This is a genomic window from Nocardioides convexus (genome assembly GCF_011090295.1).
The window spans coordinates 3,375,887-3,397,525 of sequence record NZ_JAAMYA010000001.1 but is presented as its reverse complement, the minus strand read 5'-3'; the positions used below and the strand labels follow the sequence as shown (position 1 = coordinate 3,397,525).

Here is a 21,639-nt window from a genome sequence, read left to right as displayed (position 1 = left end):
GGGGGAGACGGAGAACGTCGTAGGGTGCTCACAGCGCGGCCACCCTCTCCGCGCCGCCCAGCAGCGGCTCCCACAGCCGCCAGGCCAGGTCGGGCAGCCCCGCCTCGATCAGCACCTCGACCGGGGCGTCCGGGCCCCAGATCCGCCGGTGCGAGGGGTCGTCGTCCTCGCCGGTGATCCCCCACTCGTTGTAGGGGTCGGTCGTCCAGGCCCGCGCGGCGGCCTCGCGCGGGTCGACGTCCATGCCGCGCAGGCTCTTGGCGTGCGCATCCGCCCAGGCGTACGCCGTGTCGAGGGGCATCGGCAGCGGCCGGGCCAGCCCGGCGTCGTACAGGTCGACGACGGCGCGCAGCCACTCCGCCGCCCGGTGGTCGAGCGGCCCGGTGAGCGCGCGCTGCGGGCCGGCCTTGGCGCGGGCGACGGCGTGCCCGGTCCAGGCTCTCGTCGGGGTACGCCGCACTGAGCGCCAGCACGTCGAGCCAGGAGGTGAGCCGCTGCTTGGGCTTGAGACGGGAGTACGACAACGAGACGACCTGGTTGCCGTGCACCCGCGGCACGGTGCCGGTCAGCCGACGGCCGTCGCCGAGGTCGACGTCCACGTCGATGGTGCGCGGGGTGCCGGTGCGCAGCGAGGCGCTGCGGCTGAACAGGCTCCTGGCACTCGTGCACCACCTTGGTCAGCCTCGTGCCGGCCGAGGTCGAAGGGCGGCAACGAGCCGCGCAGCCTGCTCGGCCGTCATCACCGCCTGCGCGGTCGCCCCCGGGTCGTCGGAGGCGAGCACCTCGCGCAGCAGCCGGTCGCCGATCTGCCACGACTCCAAGCCGTTGAGCGTCACCGGGATCGCGTCGGCCACCTGGTCGGGCTCGAAGGCGGTGGAGACCTCCAGCCGCCGACGCAGGAAGGTGCGCGCCGGGTGGTGCAGCAGGCTGGCGCAGGTCGGCGAGGGTCACGTCCCCGACGGGCGCGGGCGGCAGTGCTTCGGCGAGGAAGGCCGGGAGGCGTGTGCGCTCGCGGACGCTCGCCCGGGCGCCGGCGAGCGAGGCCCGGTCGAAGGAGAACGGGCGCTCGCCGCCCAGCGCGCCGGCGAGGTGGTTGCGGGCGTCGTAGGACTGCAGCGGGTGGCGCACCACGACGGCGTCGCGCACCGGCGCGGCGGCGGTGCGGTCGAGGGCGTCCACCAGCTCCCCGAGCGGTACGGCGGGCGGGCGCACCGCACCCGTGTGCTCGGTCGCCCCGGTGTAGGTGATCACCAGTCGCTCACCGGCCGCGAGGATCGCGTCGAGCAGCAGCTGCCGGTCCTCGCCGCGCCGGTCCCGCTCACCGACGAGCGGGTCGCGGCCGAGCACGTCGTCCCCGTCGACCCCGCTACCGCGCGGGAAGACGCCGTCGTCGAGGCCGATCAGGCAGACCACCCGGTGCGGCACGGAGCGCATCGGGACCATGGTGCAGACGGTGAGCGTGCCGGTGCGGAAGTTGGCGCGGGTCGGCCGTCCGGCGAGCCGGGCCTGCAGGAGGGCCCGCACGTCGGCCAGCCGGAGCGGGACACCGGGCGCGCTCGCCTCCGCGCTGGCGCGGGCCCGGGCCAGGCTCGCGCTCCAGCCTGCGGGAGCCTGCCAGGCGTCGTCGTCCTCGACCTCGCACAGGTCGCGCACCCCGGTCGCGACGGCCTCGAACCACTCCCCCTGCGGCCTGGGCCCGGTCCAGCGCGGCCAGGCAGGCGCCGAGCCGCTCCACGGCCTCGGCGAGGCGGCCGACCAGACTCGATCTCGCCGCTGGCGACGTCGTCGACAGGCAGTCCGCGACCCAGGTTGCGGTGCCCGTCCCCGCTCATCGCGACGCCCAGCAGCAGCCGGTCGATCCCCGCCCGCCAGGTGTTGTGCTCGAACTGCTCCATCGCGTAGGCCGCGCGCTGCGTGCCGTCGATCCCCCATCGGACGCCGGCCTCGGCGACCCAGCGGGTGATCCGGGCCAGGTCGTCGTCACCGAACCCGAACCGCCGCCGGCACACCGCCCGCGACAGCAGGTCGATCACCTGCGAGGCGGTGGCCCGGCCGCCGGCGAGACTCGACGAGCGCGACGGCCACGGACAGCAGCGGGTTGGTGCTGCTGGCCGCGCGGTCTGCGAGCCGGACCCGCAGCCGGTGCGCGGGGTGGAGCTCGTCGTCGCTGCCCTCGTCGGCGATCGACCACCGAGGCCGAAGCCGGCGGAGACGAGGGGTGCGTAGGTCTCGATGTCGGGGCACATCACCACGATGTCGCGCGGCTCCAGCGTCGGGTCGTCCTCGAGCAGGCCGACCAGCACCTCCCGCAGCACGTCGACCTGGCGCGCCGGGCCGTGGCAGGCGTGCACCTGGACGCTGCGGTCGTCGCCGGCCAGCACCCGGCCGGCCCGGGTCGCGGCATCCGGCGCGGCGTTGGCCCGCAGGTCGCCCTGGAGCCAGCCGAGCAGGGTGTCGGGAGCGTCCGGCTCGGGGGCGGAGCCGGCGTCGCGCGCCTCGCCCGTGGCGACCCGGGCCCCGAGCACGGTCGCCGACTCGCGGGAGTCGCGGCCCAGGGAGGCGAGCAGCGGATGGTGCGCGAGGTCGGCCGAGGACTCCGTCGCGCGCGGGCGGACCTCCGCACCCGCGGCCAGCACCGCGTCCCACAGCGCCGCGGAGGGCTGCGCCAGCCACAGGTGCACCTCGCGGTGCCCGGCCAGTGCGACGAGCAGGTCGATCTCGGTCTCCGGCAGCCGGGTGTGGCCGAACAGGGAGAGACGGTCGGGCAGGTCGAGCCCGTGGAGGTCCCCCGCGCGCAGGGCGGCGCAGACCCGGGCGTGCCGCACGTCCGGGGGCTCCGCCTCCACCCGGTCGAGCAGCCGGCGCCACAGACTCGGCCTCCCAAGCGAGGTCCGGCGCCAGCGCCCCGCCCGCGCCGTCGGTGTCGCGGCCCTCGCGCCAGTCGGTGACGAGCGCCGGCCGCTGGACGGCGTACGACGAGAAGAGCTCCGCCAGCCGCCGCGCCACCGACCACCGCCGGCTGCGGCGCGAACCACCCTCCTCGCCGTCGAGACCGTGCCCGAGGTGGGTCGCGAGGGTGGCGCACCAGGCCTCGCCCAGGCTGTCGTCGATGGTCGCGAGCAGCGGCCACACCAACCGGTCGGGGTGCCACGGGTCGTCGGCCTCGCGGCCGAGCAGCATCCCGACCAGGGAGGCCGGGTGCAGGAACTCCACGCCCGCGCACACCCCGTCGCCCCCGCGCGGGCCGGTGCCGAGGCGGTGCGAGAGGCGCTGGGTCAGCCAGCGCTCCACGCCGCGGGCCGGCACCACGACGACCTCGCTCGCGAACGGGTCCCCCGCGGGGCGCGCCAGCAGGGCGCCGAGCTCGTCGGCGAGCAGGTCGGTCCGCGGCGCGCGGTGCAGGTGGAGCGTCATGACGGACCCGAGGTTAGTGGTGGGGTCCGATCCTTCAGCCGAGGACGCCGGCCATCGTGGAGCGGCCCAGGCTCGATCGCCGCCGCGATGCTCTCGAGGTCGCTGCTCAGCCGGGAGACCTCCGGAGCGCCGAGCGGCGGGCGGACCTCCAGCAGCATCGCGACCTCGGCCGCGCTCGCCTCCGCCAGGTGCAGGTCGTCCGCGGAGTAGGCTCTGGTGCCGTCGCACGTGGGCGGCCCCCGCGGCCCGCCCGTGCCGGAGGAAGTACGGCGCCAGCACGATCCGCTCCAGACGCGACGGTGGCTCGGCGGACTGGTCGAGGCGGCGGGTGCGCAGCACGAGCACGTGGGTGGCTCCGTCGGCCAGTGCGGGCCGGTAGGGCACACCCTCCGAGAGCCCGCCGTCGACGTAGGTCCGCCCGCCGATGCGCACCGGGCGCCCCGCCAGCAGGGGCATGCAGGCGCTGGCGCGCAGCGCCGTCTGCAGGCTCGACCGGTCCGTGACGTACGGCGCGAGGTCGGCCGCCTCCCCGGTGCGGGCATCGGTGGCCATCGGGTGGAAGCCGATCGGGTTGGCGAGGATCGCGGCGAAGTCCATCGGCGTGATCGACTCGTAGACGTGGTGCACCAGCCGCCGCAGGTCGACCAGCGGGCCGCCGCGCAGCATCCGCCGCGGGTCGGTGATCCTCGCGGCCGCGACCTCCGGCCATGCCCAGCTTGCGCATCCAGCGCTGCGCCTCGCCACTGAGCAGCCAGGCCGCGTTGAGCGCGCCACCGGAGGTGCCGTAGACCTCGTCGAAGGCGCCGGTCAGGCCGGCCTCGTCGATGGCGAGCGCCATCCCCGCGGAGTACGCCGACCGGTTGCCCCCCGCCCTCGATGGCCAGCGCGATGCGCAGCCCGTCGGTGCGCTCCCCCGGCCGGCTCCCTGCCTCGCGCCGGGCCCGGAGCGCCGCCAGCAGGCCGACCTGCGTCAGGTCAGTCAGGCTCACGCACCACCCGGGCCGGGTTGCCGAGCGCGAGCACGCCGGCGGGGAGGTCCTTGGTCACCACCGATCCCGCTCCGACGACGGTGTCCGCGCCGATCGTGACGCCCGGGCAGACGATGACGCCGCCGCCCAGCCACACGTTGTCGCCGATCGTGATCGGCTTCGCGGCCTCCCACTTGTCACGGCGCGGGCCCGCCTCCAGCGGGTGGATCGGGGTGAGCAGGCTGGACGTTCGGGCCGATCTGCACGTCGTCGCCGATGACGATCTCGGCCACGTCGAGCGCGACCAGGCCGTAGTTGGCGAACGTCCGCGCACCGACGCGGATCTGGGTGCCGTAGTCGACCTGCAGCGGCGGACGGATCGCGGTGTCCTCGCCGACCGCGCCCAGCAGGCTCGCGCAGCAAGCTCGCCACGGCGCTCCTTCTCGCGCGCGGTCGTCGCGTTGTAGGCGGTGGTGAGGTCGACCGCGCGGAAGTAGGCCTCCTCCAGGCTCGGCGTCGTCGGCGACGTACCAGTCACCGGCGAGCATGCGCTCCTTCATCGATCGCTCGTCCACGGCGCTCATGCGTCCTCCCCGTCCTGGTGGTGCTTGCGGTCGTCGGCCTCGCTGATCTCGCCCTCCAGGGCCGCGCGCGCCTCGGGCTTGCCGTGGAAGCGGCGGTAGGAGTAGACGATCAGGCCGAGCGCGATCAGGCTCGACAGGACCAGTGTGACGCCGGTCCACGGACCGCCCACCAGCCACCACTTGTCGGCGACCGGCCACCAGGACGGTACGTCGGGCCGGATGATCCACAGCGCGCCGAACCCGCCCAGGGCGAGCGCCCCGATCGTGGATCCGATGATGCGCGGCCAGGTCTCCACGCCGTCGGCCGCGGCCCGCAGGGCACGCAGCAGCACGGGGTCCAGGAGCCGCTCCGCCCAGGTGTACTGCTGCGAGAGCACCCCCAGCCCGGCCGCCATGAGCAGCAGCCCGGGTCCGGGCAGCACCAGGGCCGCGATCCCGGCGAGCAGCAGCAGCCAGCCCAGGATCTCCAGCAGGACCCGCTTCGCCGTTCCCGTCATCGTCCGCCTCCCCACTTGTCCAGCCACGCCAGCACGTCGTCGTCGGCGTTGCCGTGCTCCGCGGCGATCCGCGCCCAGCGCTGCGCCATCGTGTGGAAGCGCAGCGGGTTGTAGACGTCCTCCTCGCGGGAGAAGAGCCCGTCTCCGGCGTAGGTCATGATCGTGATGTTGGGCTCCACCAGCATCGTCCCGTCGCCCGGGTCGGGCATCGGGTTCAGCACCTCGCACACCAGCCGTCCCTGCTCGGCGTCGACCACCTGCCAGGCTGATCGGGAAGCCGGTCATCACCCGGCCCGGGTACGACGTCATGGTGCGCACCGCCCAGTCCCGGATCTCCTCACGACCGGTGAACGTGCCCATCGCGTGCTCGACGTACACCGCGTCGGGGGTGAAGAGCTCGGCGTACCCGGTCCAGTCGCCGGTCGCGACGATGCCCGCCACCTGCTCGTGGAAGGCGGCGTAGGCCTCGGTGATCTCCGCGGCCGGGAAGGAACCGGTCATGTGCCGATCCAATCAGGTCCGGACAACGGGGGCACTACGCTTCGCCCCATGCCGCGCAGGAGGGGTGCCAGCCGCCGGAGCCCCTTCGGCTCCCGGCTGCTCGGGCCGCGCGACCAGTCGCCGCGCGGGCTGCGGATCCGGATCCAGGTGCTGCTGACGGTCCTGCTGCTCAGCACGAACGTGATCGGCGTCGTCCTGGTCTTCGCGATCAACATCTGGGTCATCCCCTCGCCGCCGCCCACGCACGGCATGGTGCTCGCGCTGGCGATCGCGGTGCCCGTGTACGTCGCCGCGGCGGTCGTCGTCGGCACGGTCTGGGGCACGACGAGACTCACTGGGCGCGCTGCGCTGGGCGACCGACCCCACGATCGACCCGGACCGCACCCAGCGCGAGCGTGGGCTGCGGGTGCCGATGGTGCTCACCTCCGTGCAGGCTCGCGCTGTGGACCACCGGGACGATCCTGTTCACGGTGCTCACGGTGATCCTGCAGCCCAGCCGCACGCTCGGCACCGGCCTGACGATCGGGATCACCACCGTCGTGGTGGCCGGCATCGCCTACCTGCTCACCGAGTTCGCGCTGCGGCCGGTGGCGGCGCGGGCACTGAGCGACGTACGGGTCACCGGACGGCTGCGCGGCATCGGGGTCGGCCCGCGGCAGGCGATCTTCTGGTCCCTCGGCACCGGCGCCCCGATCGTCGGGCTGCTGGTCGCCGCGATCCTCGCGCTCACCCCGAGCAACGACGCGACGCTGACCCAGGCTGGCGATCGTCACGATCGTGGTCTGCGGCGTCGTCCTGGTCTTCGGCTTCCTGCTCACCGACCTCAACGCTCGCTCGGTCGTGGCCCCCATCATCTCGGTGCGCGACGCCATGCGCGCGGTCGAGAACGGCAACCTCGACACCGATGTCGTCGTGTACGACGGCACCGAGACTCGGCCAGGCTGCAGAGCGGCTTCAACGCGATGGTCAGCGGACTGCGCGAGCGGGAGCAGATCCGCGACCTGTTCGGCCGCCACGTCGGGCAGGAGGTCGCCGCGGCCGCCGCCGCGCTGGGCGCCGGCGAGATCGAGGCTGGGCGGGGAGACCCGGGTGTGCTCGGTGCTCTTCGTCGACCTCGTCGGCTCCACGGCGTACGCCACCGAGCACGGGGCGGCCCAGGTGGTCGCCGTCCTGAACCGGTTCTTCGCGGTGGTCGTCGACGAGGTGGACCGGCACCACGGGCTGGTCAACAAGTTCATCGGCGACGCCGTGCTCGCCATCTTCGGCGCTCCGGTCGAGTCTCGACGACCACGCCAGCGCCGCGCTCTCCGCGGCGCGGGCGATGGCCGCGCGGCTGGCCGTGGAGGTCCCCGAGGTCGGAGCCGGGATCGGCGTCGCCACCGGCCAGGTGGTGGCCGGGAACGTCGGGCACCAGCAGCGCTACGAGTACACCGTGATCGGCGACGCGGTGAACTCCGCCGCCCGCCTCACCGACCTCTCCAAGGACGTCCCCGGCTGCGTGCTCGCCTCCTGGGACACCGTCGAGGCGGCGCTCGCGCCGGAGGCCGACGCCTGGACGCCGTACGGCGAGACCGTCCTGCGCGGGCGCTCGGTGCCGACCCGGCTGGCCGTGCCGCGGACCTGACCCGGCGTGCTCCCGCCCGTGTGGCAGGCTCGGCGCGTGAGCGAGGGAGTGAGCGAGAACGCTGTGGACGCCGGCTTCGTGCCGGACGCGATCGTCGTGGGAGCCGGCCTGGCCGGGCTCGTCGCGACCTACGAGGCGACCCGCGCCGGCAAGCGGGTGCTGGTCCTGGACCGGGAGAACCGCGCCAACCTCGGCGGGCAGGCCCACTGGTCGCTCGGCGGGCTGTTCTTCGTCGACTCCCCCGAGCAGCGCCGGATGGGCATCAAGGACTCCCCCGAGCTGGCGTGGCAGGACTGGCAGGGCTCCGCGGCCTTCGACCGGATCGGCGAGGGCGACGGCCCGGACCGCGGCGAGGACCACTGGGGCAGCCGCTGGGCACGGGCCTACGTCGACTTCGCGGCCGGCGAGAAGCGGGACTACCTGCGCGCCCTCGGCCTCAAGTCGCTCACCTTCGTCGGCTGGGCCGAGCGGGGCGACGGCTCCGCCAGCGGCCACGGCAACTCGGTCCCCCGCTTCCACCTGACCTGGGGCACCGGCCCCGAGGTCGTCCGGGTCTTCCGCGAGCCGGTCGAGGCGGCCGAGGCGGCCGGCCTGGTGCGCTTCGCTTTCCGCCACCAGGTCGACGAGCCTGGTCGTCGAGGACGGTGTGTGCGTCGGGGTCCGCGGCTCGGTCCTCGCGCCGTCCGACCTGCCGCGCGGGGAGAAGTCCTCGCGCGAGGTCGTCGCGCCCTTCGAGCCTGCGGGCACCCGCGGTCGTGGTGACCTCGGGCGGGATCGGCCACAACTTCGAGCCGATGCGCGCCAACTGGCCCACCGACCGGGTCGGCCCGGCCCCGGAGCACATGATCGCCGGCGTACCGGCCCACGTGGACGGGCGGATGCTCGCCATCACCGAGTCCGCCGGGGCGAACCTCGTCAACAAGGACCGGATGTGGGCCTACGTCGAGGGCATCCACAACTGGGACCCGGTCTGGCCCGACCACGCGATCCGGATCCTGCCCGGCCCGTCGTCGATGTGGTTCGACGCCGACGGTCAGCGGCTGCGCGGGATGTCGGGCGTCCCGGGCGCCGACTCGATCGGCTCGATGAAGCAGATCCTCGCCACCGGCGCCGACTACTCGTGGTTCGTGCTCACCCAGTCGATCATCGAGAAGGAGTTCGCCCTCTCCGGCTCCGAGCAGAACCCCGACTGGACCGAGAAGGACATCCGGATGATGCTCAAGGAGCGGCTCGGCAAGGGCGCGACCAGCCCGGTCGAGGCGTTCAAGGAGCACGGCGAGGACTTCGTCGTCGCCACCTCCCTCGACGAGACTCGTCGCGGGGATGAACAAGATCGCCCGCGGTGACCGCGTCCTCGACGCCGACCTGCTGCGCCGCCAGATCGAGGACCGCGACCGGCAGACTCGCCAACGCCTACACCAAGGACGCCCAGGTGATGGCGATCCACAACGGGCGCAAGGACCGCACCGGCAAGATCATGCGCGTCGCCAAGCCGCACCGGATCCTCGACCCCGCGCACGGCCCGCTCATCGCCGTCCGCCTCAACATCCTGTCCCGCAAGACCCTCGGCGGCATCGAGACCAACCTCGACAGCCAGGTCGTCCGGCCCGACGGCTCGCCGTTCCCGGGCCTGTACGCCGCCGGCGAGGTCGCCGGCTTCGGAGGCGGCGGGGTGCACGGCTACAACGCCCTGGAGGGCACCTTCCTCGGCGGCTGCATCTTCTCCGGCCGGGCCGCGGGCCGCTCCCTCGCCACTCGTTGACTTGGGGGTTCCCACCCGCGAGTTGTGGGTTCCCACCCGTCAGTTGTGGGTTCCCACCCTCGAGTTGGGGGTTCCCGCCGGTCGCGAACCCCCAACTCGCGGGAGACAAACCCCAACTGACGGGTGGAAAATCCCAAGTCGCGGGTGGAAACTCCCCACTCAGCGGGTGGGGTCGACCAGGATCTTCGCGTGCCGCTCCGGGTCGGCGAGGTCCGCGAAGGCCCCGGCGACGCCGTCGAGCCCCACCGTCCCGGTGATCAGCGGCCGGACGTCGACCTTGCCCGCGGCGATCCACTGCAGCGTCTGGTGGAACTCGCTGGGGTCGTAGGCGAAGGCGAAGCGCAGGTCGATCTCCTTGTTGATCGCCATCGACGGGCGGAACGAGTCCTGGCCCATGCAGACCCCGACCACGACCACCCTGGTCAGCAGCGGCGCGTTCGCGACCACGTGCTCGATCATCCCGGGGACGCCGACGCACTCGAAGACGATAGGCCCGCGCGGGGTGGCGCCGACCTTCTCCGCGGCGCGCATGACGTGCGCCCACGGCAGCATCGGTACGGCGCGTAGGCTTTGTCCATGGCGTCGAGACCCAGGCTCGGCCAGGGCGATCGCCTCGGTGAGGTAGCGCTTCGACTCCGCGAAGGATGCCCAGGGCGAGTCGGTGGCGGGGTCCACGACGACGTCGGCGCCCATCTGCTCGGCGAGCGCTCGCCGGCCGGGTGAGAAGTCGCTGGCGATCACGTGGCGCACGCCGGTCGCCTTGAGCATCGCGATCACGGCGAGGCCGATCGGGCCGCAGCCGATGACCACGGCGACGTCGCGGGCACCCACCTGCCCGCGTCGTACGGCGTGCAGGGCGACCGCCATCGGCTCGGTGAGCGCGGCGGCGTCGGCGTCGAGCTCGTCGGGCACGCGCATGGTCATCGAGGCGGTGACGAGCACCTGCTCGGCGTACCCGCCCGGGGCCTGCTCGCTCAGCCCGGTCAGGTGCACCGACTCACCGGAGCGCAGCACCGGCAGCGAGACGACCCGGCTGCCGGCGGGGAACGCCTTGCGGGAGGTGCCGGCGCCGTGGTCGAGCACGGTCCCGACGAACTCGTGGCCCATCACGACGTGGTCGGTGGAGCGCATGAAGTGGTCGTAGCCGAGTACCGGCGACGTCGGCGGCGGTCTCGTCGCAGTGCGTGCGGGCGTGCAGGTCGGACCCGCAGATCCCGCACCGCTCGACCTCGACGAGGAGCCTGCCCCCGCTCGGGCGTCAGGTCGGGCAGGTCCTCGACGGTGAGACTCGGCCTGGTGGCAGACGACGGCGCGCATGGGGCCATCATGCCGCCCGCCGGGCCGGGTAGTGGCCGAGTGGTTGCTGGCCGGTCAGCGCGCCGATGGCCGCCATCAGGCGGTCGGTGGCCTCCCGCACCTCCCCCGCCCGTACGTCGACCGGCGCGCCCACCACGACCCGGACCCTCCCACGGCGCCACCGGCCCACCTGCTCGGTGCCGCAGAGACCGACGGGCAGCACCACCGCGCCGGGCACCGCGCGGGCGACGCGGACCACGCCGGTGTGCCCGCGGTAGAGCCGGCCGTCGGGCGAGCGGGTCCCCCTCGGGGTAGATCGCCCACGTCCCGCCCTCGCGCAGCACGCCCTCGGCTGCCCGCAGCGCAGGCTCCGGCGGCATCGCCGCCGCGGCGGTCGACGGGGATCTGTCCGGTCACGGTGCACAGCCAGCGCTCGACGCGCCCGCGCAGGCCGTGCCCGGCGAAGTACTCCGCCTTCGCGACGAAGCGTGGCTGGCGCGGCAGCACCAGGCAGAGCACGAGCGAGTCGATCTCGGCGCGGTGGTTGGCCGCGAGGACGACCGGTCCGGTGCGCGGCAGGTGCTCCCGGCCGGTGACCCGCGGCCGGGTGTACCACCGCACGACCGGGCCGAGCAGCACCCACTTGAGCAACCGGAACCACATCGGAGCCTCCACGCGTAGACAGTGTCTACTACCAGTCTGCCCCGCAGCAGTAGACACTGTCCACATGAGCGCGCGCGACCGGCTGGTGACCGTGGGGACCGAGTCTGCTCGAGGAGCGCGGCCTGGGCGGCATCTCGCTGCGCTCCATCGCCAGCGCCGCCGGCGTCTCCCACGGCGCACCCCGCCGCCACTTCCCGACGTACGACGCCCTGCTGGCCGCGATCGCCCGCCGGGCCCTCGAGGAGCCTGGACGCCGAGATCGGCCCCGCCCTCGCCGGCGGCGACCTCGCGGGCGCCGCCCGCGCCTACCTGGACTTCGCGCGGCGCCGCCCCGAGGCTCTTCGCACTGATCACCCGGCACGACCTGCTGGAGGGCGCCGGCGGGAACCTGCGCGAGATCACCGCGCGGTGGTTCGCCGGCCTCGGAACCACCCTGGCCCGCACCACCGGCCGCACCCCGGCGCCGGCGGAGGTGCTGGCGCTGTGGTCGGGCGTGCACGGCCTGGCCGCGCTCACCAGCCGCCGGGCGACCGAGCCGGTCGACGCCGACCCCGACGCCGCCCTCGCCGTGCTGCTCGAAAGCACAGCACCCCGGCTCCGAGGAGCCGGGGTGCTGCGAAGCGCCGGTGAGACTCAGCCCTCGAGGGCCTGGGCGACGCGGCGGTGCGCCTCCCAGATCTCCTCGGGCAGGCCGTCGAACTGCGCGAGGTGCTTCTCGCGGTGGCCCATCTCCTCCTGCCAGCGCGCGACGTCGATGGTGAGCAGCGTGTCGAGGTCGGCGAGCGCCTGCTCGTCGAGACCCTCGAGGTTGAGGCTCCTCACGCTTCGGCAGCACGCCGACCGGCGTCTGCACGCCCTCGACCTCGCCGTTGAGGTACTCCATCAGCCAGTTCAGCGGGCGCAGGTTCTCGCGGTAGCCGGGCCACAGGAAGCGGCCGTCCTCGCCGCGCTGGAACCAGTTGACGTGGGCGAAGATCGGCTTGGTCGTCGCCCGGCCGATGACCTCGAGCCAGTGCGCGGCGTAGTCGGCCTCGGAGTAGGACATGAACGGGCGCATCGACATCGGGTCGTAGCGCAGCACGCCCTCGAGCCCGTCGGCCGCGGCCGTCGCCTCGGCGCCGAGCGTCAGGCCGTCGTAGACACCCTCGGCGACGTCGTTGATCGCCCGGATCAGCGGCTCGCGGTCACGGGTGCGGCCACCGAAGATGATGCCGTGGATCTCGACGCCCTTCGGGTCCTCGAAGTCCTTGGCGACGTTCGGGACGTTGGCCAGGGTCGTGGTGAAGCGGCTGTTCGGGTGCGCCCACGGGTCGTCGGCGTTCTCGGGGGCCCGGTCGGCGATGACGTCGCCCTTCCAGTCCTCCCAGCCGTCGAGGTCGGCCGGCTTGTCGCCCTTGCCCTCCCACCAGACCTCCTGGGTCTTGGGGTTGTAGGCGACGTTGGTGAAGATCGCGCCGGTGCCGGGGACGATCGAGTCGATCGCGGTCGGGTTGGTCTTCTCGTTGGTGTCCTTGGCCACGCCGAAGACGCCGTTCTCCGGGTTCATCCCGTAGAGCCTGCCGTCGTCGCCGACCCAGATCCACGCGATGTCGTCGCCGTAGAACTCGACGTAGTAGCGGTCGCCGAGGGCGTCGGGCGCCAGCGTCATCGCGAGGTTGGTCTTGCCCGACGCGGACGGGAAGCCACCGCAGATGTTGTACTTCGTGCCGGTCTGCTTGTCGGTGATGCCGAGCAGCATGAACTGCTCCACGAGGAAGCCGTTCTTCCAGCCGTCGTAGGCACCCTGGCGCAGGCCGTGGGCGATCTTGCCGAGCAGCGCGTTGCCGCCGTACGACGAGCCGAAGTGCAGGATCGTGCGCTCGTCGGCGACGGTCACGAAGTAGCGCTTGTCGTCGGGCGTGCCCTGGCCGAGGTTCTCCAGGTCGCCGGTCACGTGGACGGCCTTGACGAAGGAGTCGCCGAGGTCGTTGATGTACTCCACGCCGACCCGCGCCATGCGGATCATCTGCAGCACGACGTTGCGGTTGTCGGTCAGGCTCCACACCGGCGGCGAACTTCTCCACCGGCGAGCCCTTGGGCGACATGAGGTAGGGGATGACGTACATCGTCTTGCCCGCGGAGGCGCCGGTCATCAGGCTCGATGAGCTTCGGCTTCATCTCCGCGGCGGGCTTCCAGTTGTTGTAGATGCCCTTGTCGTTCTCGTCGCTGGTCGCGACGATGGTGCGCTCCTCGGCCCGCGCGGTGTCCTTGTAGTAGGAGCGCGAGTAGTACAGGCCCTCGCCGGCGGGGAGCAGGCTCACCCGCGTCCAGCGACTCCTGGACGAGACGTGCGTCGTCGGCCGCGGACACGACCTCGACGCGCTCTGCTCCCGTGATGTTGGCCCAGTGTGCGACGTACTCACGAACGTGGGGATTGGTCAGCCCCGCTTCGTCGAGCGCCCGCTCCACATCAACCATGCTCTTCGCCAGCCTTTCGGTCCTTGTCAAGGTGTGGGCACGCTACCCCACAGCCCACCCGGCAAATACCGGGGTTCGAATCACCAGATCCGGGGACACCGTCGTCCGCGTGGAAGCCACCATGACACCGCTCGCGCGCTGACGCACATCGGCGCCACCAGCCGAGATCGTGCCCCTGCGAGGCGGCACGACGATTGGATCGATCGAATACCTCCGGGGTTCACCAGGGGTACGACGGGGTAGGAACCCGCGCATGAGTCTACCCACCCCAGCCACCTCCCCCGGGACCGCCCGGCTGGGGCCCTCCGCAGGGCCCGCCCACCCCGCCGCCACCCGGCTGGGGCCCGCCCCCGGGACCTCCGGGACCGCCGCCCGGCGGCCGGCCGAGGCGCAACACCGGACTGATCGTGGGCCTGGTCGCCGTGCTCGTGCTGCTCGTCGGCGGCATCGCCACGACCGCGATCCTGCTGACGACCGGTGACGACGGGGACGAGAAGGCCGGCGACGACCCGACCTCGCAGAGCACGTCCGCCTCGCCGAGCGAGGGTCCGAGCGCGAGCGACGCGACCTCGGACCCGGTGCCGGTCACCCCCGCCAGCCCGAGCGGCCCGATCACGCCGTACTCCCCCACCGACGACGCCGGCGACGACATCCACGTCGACGTCAAGGCGGCGGACTTCCCCGGCGACTGGAACTTCAGAACCGGCGACGTCAAGCAGAGCGCGAAGGCTCGACGGCTCGTGGGACTACGACAGGCTGCGGCCCGGTGGAGGACTCCTCGACGCTGACCCGCCAGCGCTGCGACCACGCCGTGCAGTGGAACTTCACCGCGCTGGGCGGCAAGGCCCGGGTCACCCACCTCTTCCTCGTCTTCGACACCCAGCCGCACGCGAAGGCGGCCGAGGCGAGCCTGGAGGACAAGGACTTCGACCTGCGCGCCGGCTCGCTCTTCAAGGACTTCAAGCAGGGCAAGTGGAAGCACAGCGTCTACGGCAACGTCGTCGCGGTCACGATAGGGACCACCAACGCCACCGTGCCGGAGAAGGACCTCAAGTCGCTGGTCGACTACATGAACACCGACTACCGGGTGGCGCTGAGGCTTCAAGGGCCTCTGAGCGCGCGCCCCGCGGAGGGAAAGCGGAGGGGGAGAAAAAGTAGAAGCCGCCGCAGGCGTCTCGGGTCACCTGCGGCGGCGAGAGCAGCCTGCCACGCGCCGAGCCCTCTTGTCATCCCCTGGAAGTAAAATCTTCAACTTCGGTACGCCGGTACGCCGGTGCCCGGCGGCTCGGCGCCGGCTCGGCGCTCGCGAGCAGCGGCAGCACCCGCGGGGCGATCAGCGTGGACAGCACCATCACGCTCGTCGAGCGCACCACCGAGGAGGACTGGTCGATGCGGACCAGGGTGGCCTGCAGACTCGGGGTGGGAGCGGGTCGCGACCCGGCACAGCACGTCGTAGGAACCGGTGGTGACGTAGGCCTCCAGCACCTGCGGGATGACGGCCAGGTCCCGGGTGACCTCGTCGAGCGCGCCCTGGGAGATCTCCAGGGTGACGTAGGCCTGCACCTCGTAGCCCGCCGCGGCCACGTCCAGGGTCGGGTCCCAGTCGGCGATGACGCCGGCCTCGTGCAGCCGCCGCAGCCGGCTCTGCACGGTCGCGCGGGCGACCGAGGTGAGCCGGGAGAGCCTCCAGGTCGCCGGCCCGCGGGTGCTCGGTGAGGGCGGTGAGCAGGGCGAGGTCGATCTGGTCGAGCGTGAGCGGGACGGACACCCTTCGATGATAGTCAATCTGCCTACCCTCACGCTGTCCGAGTCGGCAGAACTACCCGATCTGCCTATCTCGCAATAGGCAGGTTGTGGAGGTCGCCGACGACCTGTTGTGCTCCTCACATGTCCCTCCAGGAGACCCTGACCAACGAGGAGCGGCTCGCCGAGCTCGACCTCGACACGTTGAAGCAGGCTCGTCGGCCTCGTCGAGCACGACGACCACGAGGACCCCTTCCCGGTCACCGGCTGGGACGCGGTCGTCTGGGCGGTCGGCAACGCCACCCAGGCCGCGCACTTCTTCGTCTCCGCCTTCGGCATGGACCTGGTCGCCTACTCCGGCCCCGAGACCGGCAACCGCGACCACGTCGCCTTCGTGCTGAAGTCCGGGGCGGTCCGCTTCGTCCTCAAGGGCGGCGTCGACCCGAGCAGCCCGCTGCTGGACCACCACCGCAAGCACGGCGACGGCGTGGTCGACATCGCGCTCGAGGTGCCCGACGTCGACAAGTGCATCGCGCACGCCCGCTCGGTGGGGGCGAGGATCCTCGAGGAGCCGCACGACGTCAGCGACGAGCACGGCACGGTGCGCACCGCCGCCATCGCGACGTACGGCGACACGCGGCACACCCTCGTCGACCGCAGCGGCTACGACGGCCCCTACCTGCCCGGCTACGTCGCCCGCACGTCCACCTTCCAGCGCCGCGAGGGAGCGCCCAAGCGGCTGTTCCAGGCGCTCGACCACATCGTCGGCAACGTCGAGTCTGGGCCGCATGGACGAGTGGGTCGAGTTCTACCGCAAGGTCATGGGCTTTGTGAACATGGCCGAGTTCATCGGCGACGACATCGCCACCGACTACTCCGCGCTCATGTCGAAGGTCGTGGCCAACGGCAACCACCGGGTGAAGTTCCCGCTCAACGAGCCGGCGGTGGCGAAGAAGAAGTCGCAGATCGACGAGTACCTCGAGTTCTACGACGGCCCCGGCGCCCAGCACCTCGCGCTCGCCACCAACGACATCCTCGACACCGTCGACCGCCTGCGCGCCGAGGGCATCGAGTTCCTCAACACCCCCGACTCCTACTACGAGGACCCCGAGTCTGCGCGCCCGGATCGGCGAGGTGCGGGTGCCGGTCGAGGAGCCTGCAGAAGCGCGGCATCCTGGTCGACCGCGACGAGGACGGCTACCTGCTGCAGATCTTCACCAAGCCGCTCGGCGACCGGCCGACGGTCTTCTTCGAGCTCATCGAGCGGCACGGCTCGCTCGGCTTCGGCAAGGGCAACTTCAAGGCGCTGTTCGAGGCGATCGAGCGCGAGCAGGAGCGACGGGGCAACTTCTGATGGCCCACTACCAGCGGATCGGGTTCGTCCCGCCCAAGCGGCACACCCAGCACCGGGCCGAGGACGGCACCCTCCACTTCGAGGAGCCTGATGGGCGAGGAGGGCTTCTCCTCCGACTCCTCCCTGCTCTACCACCGCCACCTGCCCTCGGCGGTCGTGGAGGCGCGGGTGTGGGAGCCTGCCCGACCAGGCGACCGTTCCCAACCACCCGCTGGTCCCGCGGCACCTGACGCTGCACGACCTCGACGGTGACTGGCAGGAGACCGACGCGGTCACCGGGCGCCGCCTGGTGCTCGGCAACGGCGACGTCCGGATCTCCTACGTCGTGTGCGGCAAGGCCTCCCCGCTCTACCGCAACGGCATCGGCGACGAGTGCGTGTACGTCGAGGCCGGCACCGCGATCGTCGAGACGGTCTTCGGCGCGCTGGAGGTCGGCGAGGGCGACTACGTCGTGCTGCCGCGGGCGACCACCCACCGCTGGGTCCCGACCGGCCGGGAGCCGCTGCGGCTCTACGCGATCGAGGCGAACAGCCACATCACCCCGCCGAAGCGCTACCTCTCGCGCTTCGGGCGCCTGCTGGAGCACGCGCCCTACTGCGAGCGGGACCTGCGCACGCCGGCGGAGCCGCTGCTCGTCGGCACCGACGGCCCCGTCGAGGTCTACATCAAGCACCGCGGGCCCGGAGCCGGCGGCCTGGCGGGGACCGTGCACGTCGTACCGGAGCATCCGTTCGACGTCGTGGGCTGGGACGGCTGCCTGTACCCCTACGTCCTCAACATCGCCGACTTCGAGCCGATCACCGGCCGCGTGCACCAGCCGCCGCCGGTGCACCAGGTCTTCGAGGGGCACGGCTTCGTGATCTGCAACTTCGTGCCGCGCAAGGTGGACTACCACCCGCTGTCGATCCCGGTGCCGTACTACCACTCCAACGTCGACTCCGACGAGGTCATGTTCTACGTCGGCGGGGACTACGAGGCGCGCAAGGGCTCCGGCATCGGGCCCGGCTCGATCAGCCTGCACCCGGGCGGTCACGCCCACGGCCCGCAGCCGGGTGCCTACGAGAGGTCGATCGGCGTGGAGTTCTTCGACGAGTCTCGCCGTCATGGTCGACACCTTCCGGCCGCTGGAGCTCGGCGAGGCCGGGCAGGCCGTGGACGACGGGGTCTACGTGACCTCGTGGGTGCGGGGGCAGGCATGAGTCTCGACCGGTTCGAGCGGCTGCTCGACGACGCCGCGATCTTCCCGCCGGGCGACCTGCCGCTCGCCGAGGCCGTCCGCGCGCACCTCGCCCACGGCGTCGCGCCGCACGCCGCCCTGGTGGGGCCGCTCGTGGTCTCCCTCGCCGACCTGCCCGTGCTCGCCGAGGCCACCGCCGGGCTGCCGGTCGGCAGCATCGCGCTGAGCATCACGGTGCCCTCGCCCGCGGCCGCCGGCGACGTGCTCGACCGAGTACGACGCATCCGGGCCGCGCGCCCGGTCGCGGTCGAGGTGGCGGTGCCCGCGGACCTCGGCGCCGAGGACGTGGTGCCCGCACTGACCGTCGCCCTCGGGGAGCCTCGCGGCACGACCGTCTACGTCGAGCCTGCCGCGCGACGTGCGCGGCAAGGCCCTGCTGGGGGAGGCTCGCGGCGACGTCGTACCTCGCCAAGATCCGCACGGGGGGCGTGCGCGCCGAGTCTCTACCCGGACGAGGCCGAGCCTGGCCGAGACCGTGGTGGGCGCGGTGCGCGCCGGGGTGGCGTTCAAGGCCACCGCCGGGCTGCACCACGCGGTCCGCAACACCGACCCGGTGACCGGCTTCGAGCAGCACGGCTTCCTCAACCTGCTCGCCGCGACGGACGTCGCGCTCGCGGGCGCCGCCGGCCCCGAGGTCGCCGCCTGGCTCGCCGAGCGTGACGGCGGCCGGCTCGCGGAACGGGTCGCCGAGTTTGTCCCCCGCCACGCGGGACGCCTTCCGCTCGTTCGGCACCTGCAGCATCTCCGAGCCGGTCGCCGAGTCTCGGCGCACTCGGCCTGCTCACCCCCGAGGAGGTGTGATGGAGGCTCTTCGGCCTGACCAACCTGCCCTACGGCGTCGCGTCCGCCGAGGGTGCGGACCCGCGCTGCGTGACCCGGCTCGGCGACCGGGTCGTCGACCTGGCGGACCTGCTGGGCGACGACGTCTTCGCCCGACCCACCCTGGACGCCTTCCTCGCCCAGGGCCGCGCGCGCTGGGACGAGGTGCGCGGGCAGCTGCGCGAGCGGCTCGCGGTCGGCGTACCGGACGGGGTGCGGTCGCACCCGGTGGACGCGGTGCGGATGCACCTGCCGTTCACGGTCGCCGACTACGTCGACTTCTACGCCTCCGAGCACCACGCCTCCAACCTCGGCCGTCTGTTCCGTCCCGGCAACCCGGACCCGCTGCTGCCCAACTGGCGGCACCTGCCGGTGAGCCTACACCGGCCGCGCGGGCTCGGTCGTCGTGTCCGGCACGGACGTGGTGCGCCCGAGCGGCCAGCGCAAGGCGCCCGACGCCGAGGGACCGAGCTTCGGGCCGTCCACGCGGCTCGACATCGAGGCCGAGCTGGGCTTCGTGGTCGGCGTCGGCAACCCGATGGGGACGCCGATCGAGGCGGCCGACGCCGAGGAGCACCTGTTCGGCGTGGTGCTCTTCAACGACTGGTCGGCGCGCGACATCCAGGCCTGGGAGTACGTCCCGCTCGGCCCGCACCTGGGCAAGTCCTTCGCCTCCACCGTCTCCCCGTGGGTGGTCCCGCTGGCGGCGCTCGACGCGGCCCGGGTGGACACCCCGGTCCAGGACCCGGCCGTGCTGCCCTACCTCTCGCTCGGCGAGGACCGCGCGCCGTGGGGCCTGGACATCGAGCCTGGAGGTGGAGCCTGAACGGCGAGGTCGTCAGCCGGCCGCCGTACGCCTCGATGTACTGGTCGCCCGCCCAGATGCTCGCCCACCTCACGGTGAACGGCGCGCCCACCCGGACCGGCGACCTGTTCGCGTCCGGCACCATCTCCGGGCCTGCGAAGGACCAGGTGGGATCCCTCATCGAGCGCGGCGAGGGCTTCTTGGAGGACGGCGACGAGGTCGTCCTGCGCGCCACCGCGCCCGGACCCGACGGCACCCGGATCGGCTTCGGCGAGTGCCGCGGCCGGATCGCGAAAGGAACGATGCAGTGAAGGACCTCCTGGACCGCTTCGAGGCCAAGGCCCCCGAGATCGTCTTCGAGTGGCACGACGCCGAGACCGAGGCCAAGGGCTGGGCCGTCATCAACTCGCTGCGCGGCGGCGCCGCCGGCGGGGGCACGCGGATGCGCAAGGGCCTGGACCGCAACGAGGTCGAGTCGCTGGCCAAGACCATGGAGGTGAAGTTCACCGTCTCCGGCCCAGCCATCGGCGGCGCCAAGTCCGGCATCGACTTCGACCCCACCGACCCGCGCCGCGAGGGCGTGCTGGCCCGCTGGTTCAAGGCAGTCAGCCCGCTGCTGAAGACCTACTACGGCACGGGCGGCGACCTCAACGTCGACGAGTTCGCACGACGTCATCCCGCTGACCGAGCGCTACGGCCTGTGGCACCCGCAGGAGGGCATCGTCAACGGTCACTTCGCCGCCGACGAGCGCGAGCTGGTGCAGCGCGTCGGCATGCTGCGGCTCGGCGTCTCCAAGGTCGTCGAGGACCCGCGCTACACCCCGGACCGCGACGCGAAGTACACCATCGCCGACATGGTCACCGGCTGGGGCGTGGCCGAGTCGGTCGTGCACTACTACGCGACGTACGGCGCCGCGCAGGGCCAGAGCCTGGCGGGCAAGCGGGTCATCGTGCAGGGCTGGGGCAACGTCGGCTCGGCCGCGGCGTACTACCTCTCCCGGGCCGGTGCCCGGATCGTCGGGATCATCGACCGCGACGGCGGGCTGATGAACGCCGAGGGCTTCACGCCCGAGGAGGTGCACGCGCTCTTCGTCGGCAAGGACGGCAACGCGCTGCGCGCGGAGGGGATGGTGCCCTTCGCGGAGCCTGGACGAGGCGATCTGGGACCTGGGGGCGGAGATCTTCCTGCCCTGTGCCGCGTCCCGCCTGGTCACCGTCGAGCACGTCAAGCGGCTGGTGTCCGCGGGCCTGGAGCCTGATCTCGGCGGGGGCGAACGTGCCCTTCGCCGACCCGGAGATCTTCTACGGCTCGACCTACGAGTTTGCCGACCAGCACGTGGCGGTGATCCCCGACTTCATCGCCAACTGCGGGATGGCGCGCACCTTCACGCTGCTCATGGAGGGCATCGACGAAGTGTCGGACGAGGTCATCCTCGGCGACGTCTCGCGCACCATCCGGGCCGCGCTGGAGCGCTGTCACGAGCGTTCGCCGCACCCGACCCTGGTGGCCGCGACCGCGTTCGAGATCGCGCTCGACCAGGCTGGTCTGACTCCCGGCGGTGTGGCGTGCGCCACGTCCTCCTCAGGCGTTACCTCATGCGGTAATTCCGGCTCAGGGCACCCCTCGCGGGGTGGTTCCATAGCGAGGTGCCGGTAGCGACGGCCGTGGTGATCTGCTGCTGCACCGCAGACCGCTACGACGTCGCGGCTGCCGCACGCTCGGTCGACGAGCAGGAGGTGCCTGGGGGGCGGCTCCTGGTCGTCGTCGACCACAACGACGACCTGCCGGGTCCGCCGCGTGCCGACCCGGCAGGCGTCCAGGTCGGGGCGATGGCGCGCCGGGCGAGCGGCCCCGAGCCCCCCCCCGCGGGACCGGAGCCGGCCGCGAGATCCTCGTGCCGGCCGATCGCGGCC

Annotated in this window: 22 protein-coding genes and 6 pseudogenes; 16 read left to right on the top strand and 12 right to left on the bottom strand. The window is 72.7% G+C overall.

What is annotated here, in order from left to right; translation table 11 throughout:
* Window positions 1-28: 28 nt before the first annotated feature.
* The 6 genes and pseudogenes from G5V59_RS25395 to G5V59_RS25370 all read right to left on the bottom strand — a co-directional run bounded on the left by G5V59_RS25395 (window position 29) and on the right by G5V59_RS25370 (window position 5,964).
* Window positions 29-887 (bottom strand): annotated as a pseudogene (locus tag G5V59_RS25395) (hypothetical protein).
* Window positions 888-1,400: 513 nt separating this feature from the next.
* Window positions 1,401-2,825, bottom strand: a complete 1,425-nt coding sequence (locus G5V59_RS37685; protein WP_341351310.1) for an exodeoxyribonuclease V subunit gamma — start codon at window positions 2,823-2,825, stop codon at window positions 1,401-1,403.
* Window positions 2,826-2,937: 112 nt separating this feature from the next.
* Window positions 2,938-4,158 (bottom strand): annotated as a pseudogene (locus G5V59_RS37680) (exodeoxyribonuclease V subunit gamma); the annotation flags it as partial.
* Window positions 4,159-4,389: 231 nt separating this feature from the next.
* Entirely contained in the window at window positions 4,390-4,539 is a 150-nt protein-coding gene (locus G5V59_RS25380) for a hypothetical protein (protein WP_278258349.1), read from the bottom strand.
* A gap of 40 nt (window positions 4,540-4,579) precedes the next feature.
* On the bottom strand, window positions 4,580-4,942 hold the full coding sequence (locus tag G5V59_RS25375) for a hypothetical protein (RefSeq protein WP_278258348.1): 363 nt from the start codon (window positions 4,940-4,942) through the stop codon (window positions 4,580-4,582).
* 20 nt (window positions 4,943-4,962) lie between these two features.
* Window positions 4,963-5,964 carry a PGPGW domain-containing protein gene (locus tag G5V59_RS25370; RefSeq protein WP_278258347.1) on the bottom strand — a complete coding sequence of 334 codons (1,002 nt, stop codon included), beginning with the start codon at window positions 5,962-5,964 and terminating at the stop codon, window positions 4,963-4,965.
* Window positions 5,965-6,012: 48 nt separating this feature from the next.
* Between G5V59_RS25370 and G5V59_RS25365 the strand changes: the two genes are divergently transcribed.
* Window positions 6,013-6,447 (top strand): hypothetical protein, encoded by a 435-nt coding sequence (locus tag G5V59_RS25365; protein ID WP_278258346.1) that lies wholly within the window; start codon window positions 6,013-6,015, stop codon window positions 6,445-6,447.
* Here the strand turns inward: G5V59_RS25365 and G5V59_RS37675 are convergent.
* Complete coding sequence (locus tag G5V59_RS37675; protein WP_341351033.1) at window positions 6,384-6,737, bottom strand: hypothetical protein; 354 nt, start codon at window positions 6,735-6,737, stop codon at window positions 6,384-6,386. The two genes, G5V59_RS25365 and G5V59_RS37675, sit on opposite strands and share 64 nt — an antisense overlap.
* A 97-nt stretch (window positions 6,738-6,834) precedes the next feature.
* Here G5V59_RS37675 and G5V59_RS37670 point away from each other — a divergent pair.
* The 4 genes and pseudogenes from G5V59_RS37670 to G5V59_RS25340 all read left to right on the top strand — a co-directional run bounded on the left by G5V59_RS37670 (window position 6,835) and on the right by G5V59_RS25340 (window position 9,350).
* Window positions 6,835-7,588 (top strand): annotated as a pseudogene (locus G5V59_RS37670) (adenylate/guanylate cyclase domain-containing protein).
* A 36-nt stretch (window positions 7,589-7,624) separates the two neighbouring features.
* Window positions 7,625-8,350: an FAD-binding protein gene (locus tag G5V59_RS25350; RefSeq protein WP_278258344.1), complete on the top strand. Its 726-nt coding sequence runs from the start codon at window positions 7,625-7,627 to the stop codon at window positions 8,348-8,350.
* 32 nt (window positions 8,351-8,382) lie between these two features.
* Window positions 8,383-8,934, top strand: a complete 552-nt coding sequence (locus G5V59_RS25345; RefSeq protein WP_341351032.1) for an FAD-binding protein — start codon at window positions 8,383-8,385, stop codon at window positions 8,932-8,934.
* A complete protein-coding gene (locus G5V59_RS25340) occupies window positions 8,931-9,350 on the top strand; it encodes an FAD-binding protein (protein WP_278258343.1) in 420 nt (139 codons plus the stop codon). Before G5V59_RS25345 ends, G5V59_RS25340 begins: the two co-directional genes overlap by 4 nt.
* A 159-nt stretch (window positions 9,351-9,509) precedes the next feature.
* Here G5V59_RS25340 and G5V59_RS25335 read toward each other — a convergent pair whose 3' ends face one another.
* The 4 genes and pseudogenes from G5V59_RS25335 to G5V59_RS25320 form a co-directional block, all read right to left on the bottom strand.
* Complete coding sequence (locus tag G5V59_RS25335) at window positions 9,510-10,667, bottom strand: zinc-binding dehydrogenase (RefSeq protein ID WP_278258342.1); 1,158 nt, start codon at window positions 10,665-10,667, stop codon at window positions 9,510-9,512.
* Between the two features lie 75 nt (window positions 10,668-10,742).
* Complete coding sequence (locus tag G5V59_RS25330) at window positions 10,743-11,309, bottom strand: lysophospholipid acyltransferase family protein (RefSeq protein ID WP_278258341.1); 567 nt, start codon at window positions 11,307-11,309, stop codon at window positions 10,743-10,745.
* A 28-nt stretch (window positions 11,310-11,337) separates the two neighbouring features.
* Window positions 11,338-13,353, bottom strand: coding sequence for a phosphoenolpyruvate carboxykinase domain-containing protein (locus tag G5V59_RS25325; RefSeq protein ID WP_278258340.1), 2,016 nt, complete (start codon window positions 13,351-13,353; stop codon window positions 11,338-11,340).
* Between the two features lie 158 nt (window positions 13,354-13,511).
* Window positions 13,512-13,610, bottom strand: a pseudogene (locus tag G5V59_RS25320) (hypothetical protein); the annotation flags it as partial.
* Between the two features lie 410 nt (window positions 13,611-14,020).
* Between G5V59_RS25320 and G5V59_RS25315 the strand changes: the two are divergent.
* From G5V59_RS25315 to G5V59_RS25305, 3 genes are read left to right on the top strand one after another with little or no spacing between them, the layout of a single operon-like run.
* Window positions 14,021-14,248 carry a hypothetical protein gene (locus G5V59_RS25315; protein ID WP_278258339.1) on the top strand — a complete coding sequence of 76 codons (228 nt, stop codon included), beginning with the start codon at window positions 14,021-14,023 and terminating at the stop codon, window positions 14,246-14,248.
* Window positions 14,175-14,555 carry a hypothetical protein gene (locus G5V59_RS25310; RefSeq protein ID WP_278258338.1) on the top strand — a complete coding sequence of 127 codons (381 nt, stop codon included), beginning with the start codon at window positions 14,175-14,177 and terminating at the stop codon, window positions 14,553-14,555. Before G5V59_RS25315 ends, G5V59_RS25310 begins: the two co-directional genes overlap by 74 nt.
* On the top strand, window positions 14,534-15,010 hold the full coding sequence (locus G5V59_RS25305; protein WP_278258337.1) for a hypothetical protein: 477 nt from the start codon (window positions 14,534-14,536) through the stop codon (window positions 15,008-15,010). The genes G5V59_RS25310 and G5V59_RS25305 overlap by 22 nt, the downstream gene beginning before the upstream one ends.
* Window positions 15,011-15,015: 5 nt before the next feature.
* Here G5V59_RS25305 and G5V59_RS25300 read toward each other — a convergent pair whose 3' ends face one another.
* Window positions 15,016-15,552, bottom strand: a complete 537-nt coding sequence (locus tag G5V59_RS25300) for an Lrp/AsnC ligand binding domain-containing protein (protein ID WP_278258336.1) — start codon at window positions 15,550-15,552, stop codon at window positions 15,016-15,018.
* Between the two features lie 295 nt (window positions 15,553-15,847).
* Here G5V59_RS25300 and G5V59_RS25295 point away from each other — a divergent pair.
* The 8 genes and pseudogenes from G5V59_RS25295 to G5V59_RS25260 form a co-directional block, all read left to right on the top strand.
* Window positions 15,848-16,051, top strand: a pseudogene (locus G5V59_RS25295) (4-hydroxyphenylpyruvate dioxygenase); the annotation flags it as partial.
* A gap of 247 nt (window positions 16,052-16,298) precedes the next feature.
* Entirely contained in the window at window positions 16,299-16,955 is a 657-nt protein-coding gene (locus G5V59_RS25290) for a VOC family protein (protein WP_341351309.1), read from the top strand.
* Window positions 16,864-17,094 carry a hypothetical protein gene (locus G5V59_RS25285; protein WP_278260347.1) on the top strand — a complete coding sequence of 77 codons (231 nt, stop codon included), beginning with the start codon at window positions 16,864-16,866 and terminating at the stop codon, window positions 17,092-17,094. The genes G5V59_RS25290 and G5V59_RS25285 overlap by 92 nt, the downstream gene beginning before the upstream one ends.
* Window positions 17,095-17,153: 59 nt before the next feature.
* The gene (locus G5V59_RS25280) at window positions 17,154-18,761 is read left to right on the top strand and encodes a homogentisate 1,2-dioxygenase domain-containing protein (protein WP_278258335.1); all 1,608 of its coding nucleotides are present in this window, start codon (window positions 17,154-17,156) and stop codon (window positions 18,759-18,761) included.
* A 156-nt stretch (window positions 18,762-18,917) separates the two neighbouring features.
* Window positions 18,918-19,163 (top strand): annotated as a pseudogene (locus G5V59_RS25275) (hypothetical protein); the annotation flags it as partial.
* A gap of 163 nt (window positions 19,164-19,326) precedes the next feature.
* Complete coding sequence (locus tag G5V59_RS25270) at window positions 19,327-19,746, top strand: fumarylacetoacetate hydrolase family protein (RefSeq protein WP_341351031.1); 420 nt, start codon at window positions 19,327-19,329, stop codon at window positions 19,744-19,746.
* The gene (locus G5V59_RS25265) at window positions 19,710-20,036 is read left to right on the top strand and encodes a fumarylacetoacetate hydrolase family protein (protein WP_278258334.1); all 327 of its coding nucleotides are present in this window, start codon (window positions 19,710-19,712) and stop codon (window positions 20,034-20,036) included. Before G5V59_RS25270 ends, G5V59_RS25265 begins: the two co-directional genes overlap by 37 nt.
* Window positions 20,033-21,382 (top strand): Glu/Leu/Phe/Val dehydrogenase dimerization domain-containing protein, encoded by a 1,350-nt coding sequence (locus G5V59_RS25260; RefSeq protein WP_278258333.1) that lies wholly within the window; start codon window positions 20,033-20,035, stop codon window positions 21,380-21,382. The genes G5V59_RS25265 and G5V59_RS25260 overlap by 4 nt, the downstream gene beginning before the upstream one ends.
* Window positions 21,383-21,639: the final 257 nt, after the last annotated feature.

Coding starts and splice junctions, on each gene's coding strand:
- G5V59_RS25315 (WP_278258339.1), top strand. CDS start 14,021: ATGAGTCTACCCACCCCAGCCACCTCCCCCGGGACCGCCCGGCTGGGG.
- G5V59_RS25365 (WP_278258346.1), top strand. CDS start 6,013: ATGCCGCGCAGGAGGGGTGCCAGCCGCCGGAGCCCCTTCGGCTCCCGG.
- G5V59_RS25285 (WP_278260347.1), top strand. CDS start 16,864: ATGGCCCACTACCAGCGGATCGGGTTCGTCCCGCCCAAGCGGCACACC.
- G5V59_RS25330 (WP_278258341.1), bottom strand. CDS start 11,309: ATGTGGTTCCGGTTGCTCAAGTGGGTGCTGCTCGGCCCGGTCGTGCGG.
- G5V59_RS25345 (WP_341351032.1), top strand. CDS start 8,383: ATGCGCGCCAACTGGCCCACCGACCGGGTCGGCCCGGCCCCGGAGCAC.
- G5V59_RS25290 (WP_341351309.1), top strand. CDS start 16,299: ATGGACGAGTGGGTCGAGTTCTACCGCAAGGTCATGGGCTTTGTGAAC.
- G5V59_RS25370 (WP_278258347.1), bottom strand. CDS start 5,964: ATGACCGGTTCCTTCCCGGCCGCGGAGATCACCGAGGCCTACGCCGCC.
- G5V59_RS25335 (WP_278258342.1), bottom strand. CDS start 10,667: ATGCGCGCCGTCGTCTGCCACCAGGCCGAGTCTCACCGTCGAGGACCT.
- G5V59_RS25375 (WP_278258348.1), bottom strand. CDS start 4,942: ATGAAGGAGCGCATGCTCGCCGGTGACTGGTACGTCGCCGACGACGCC.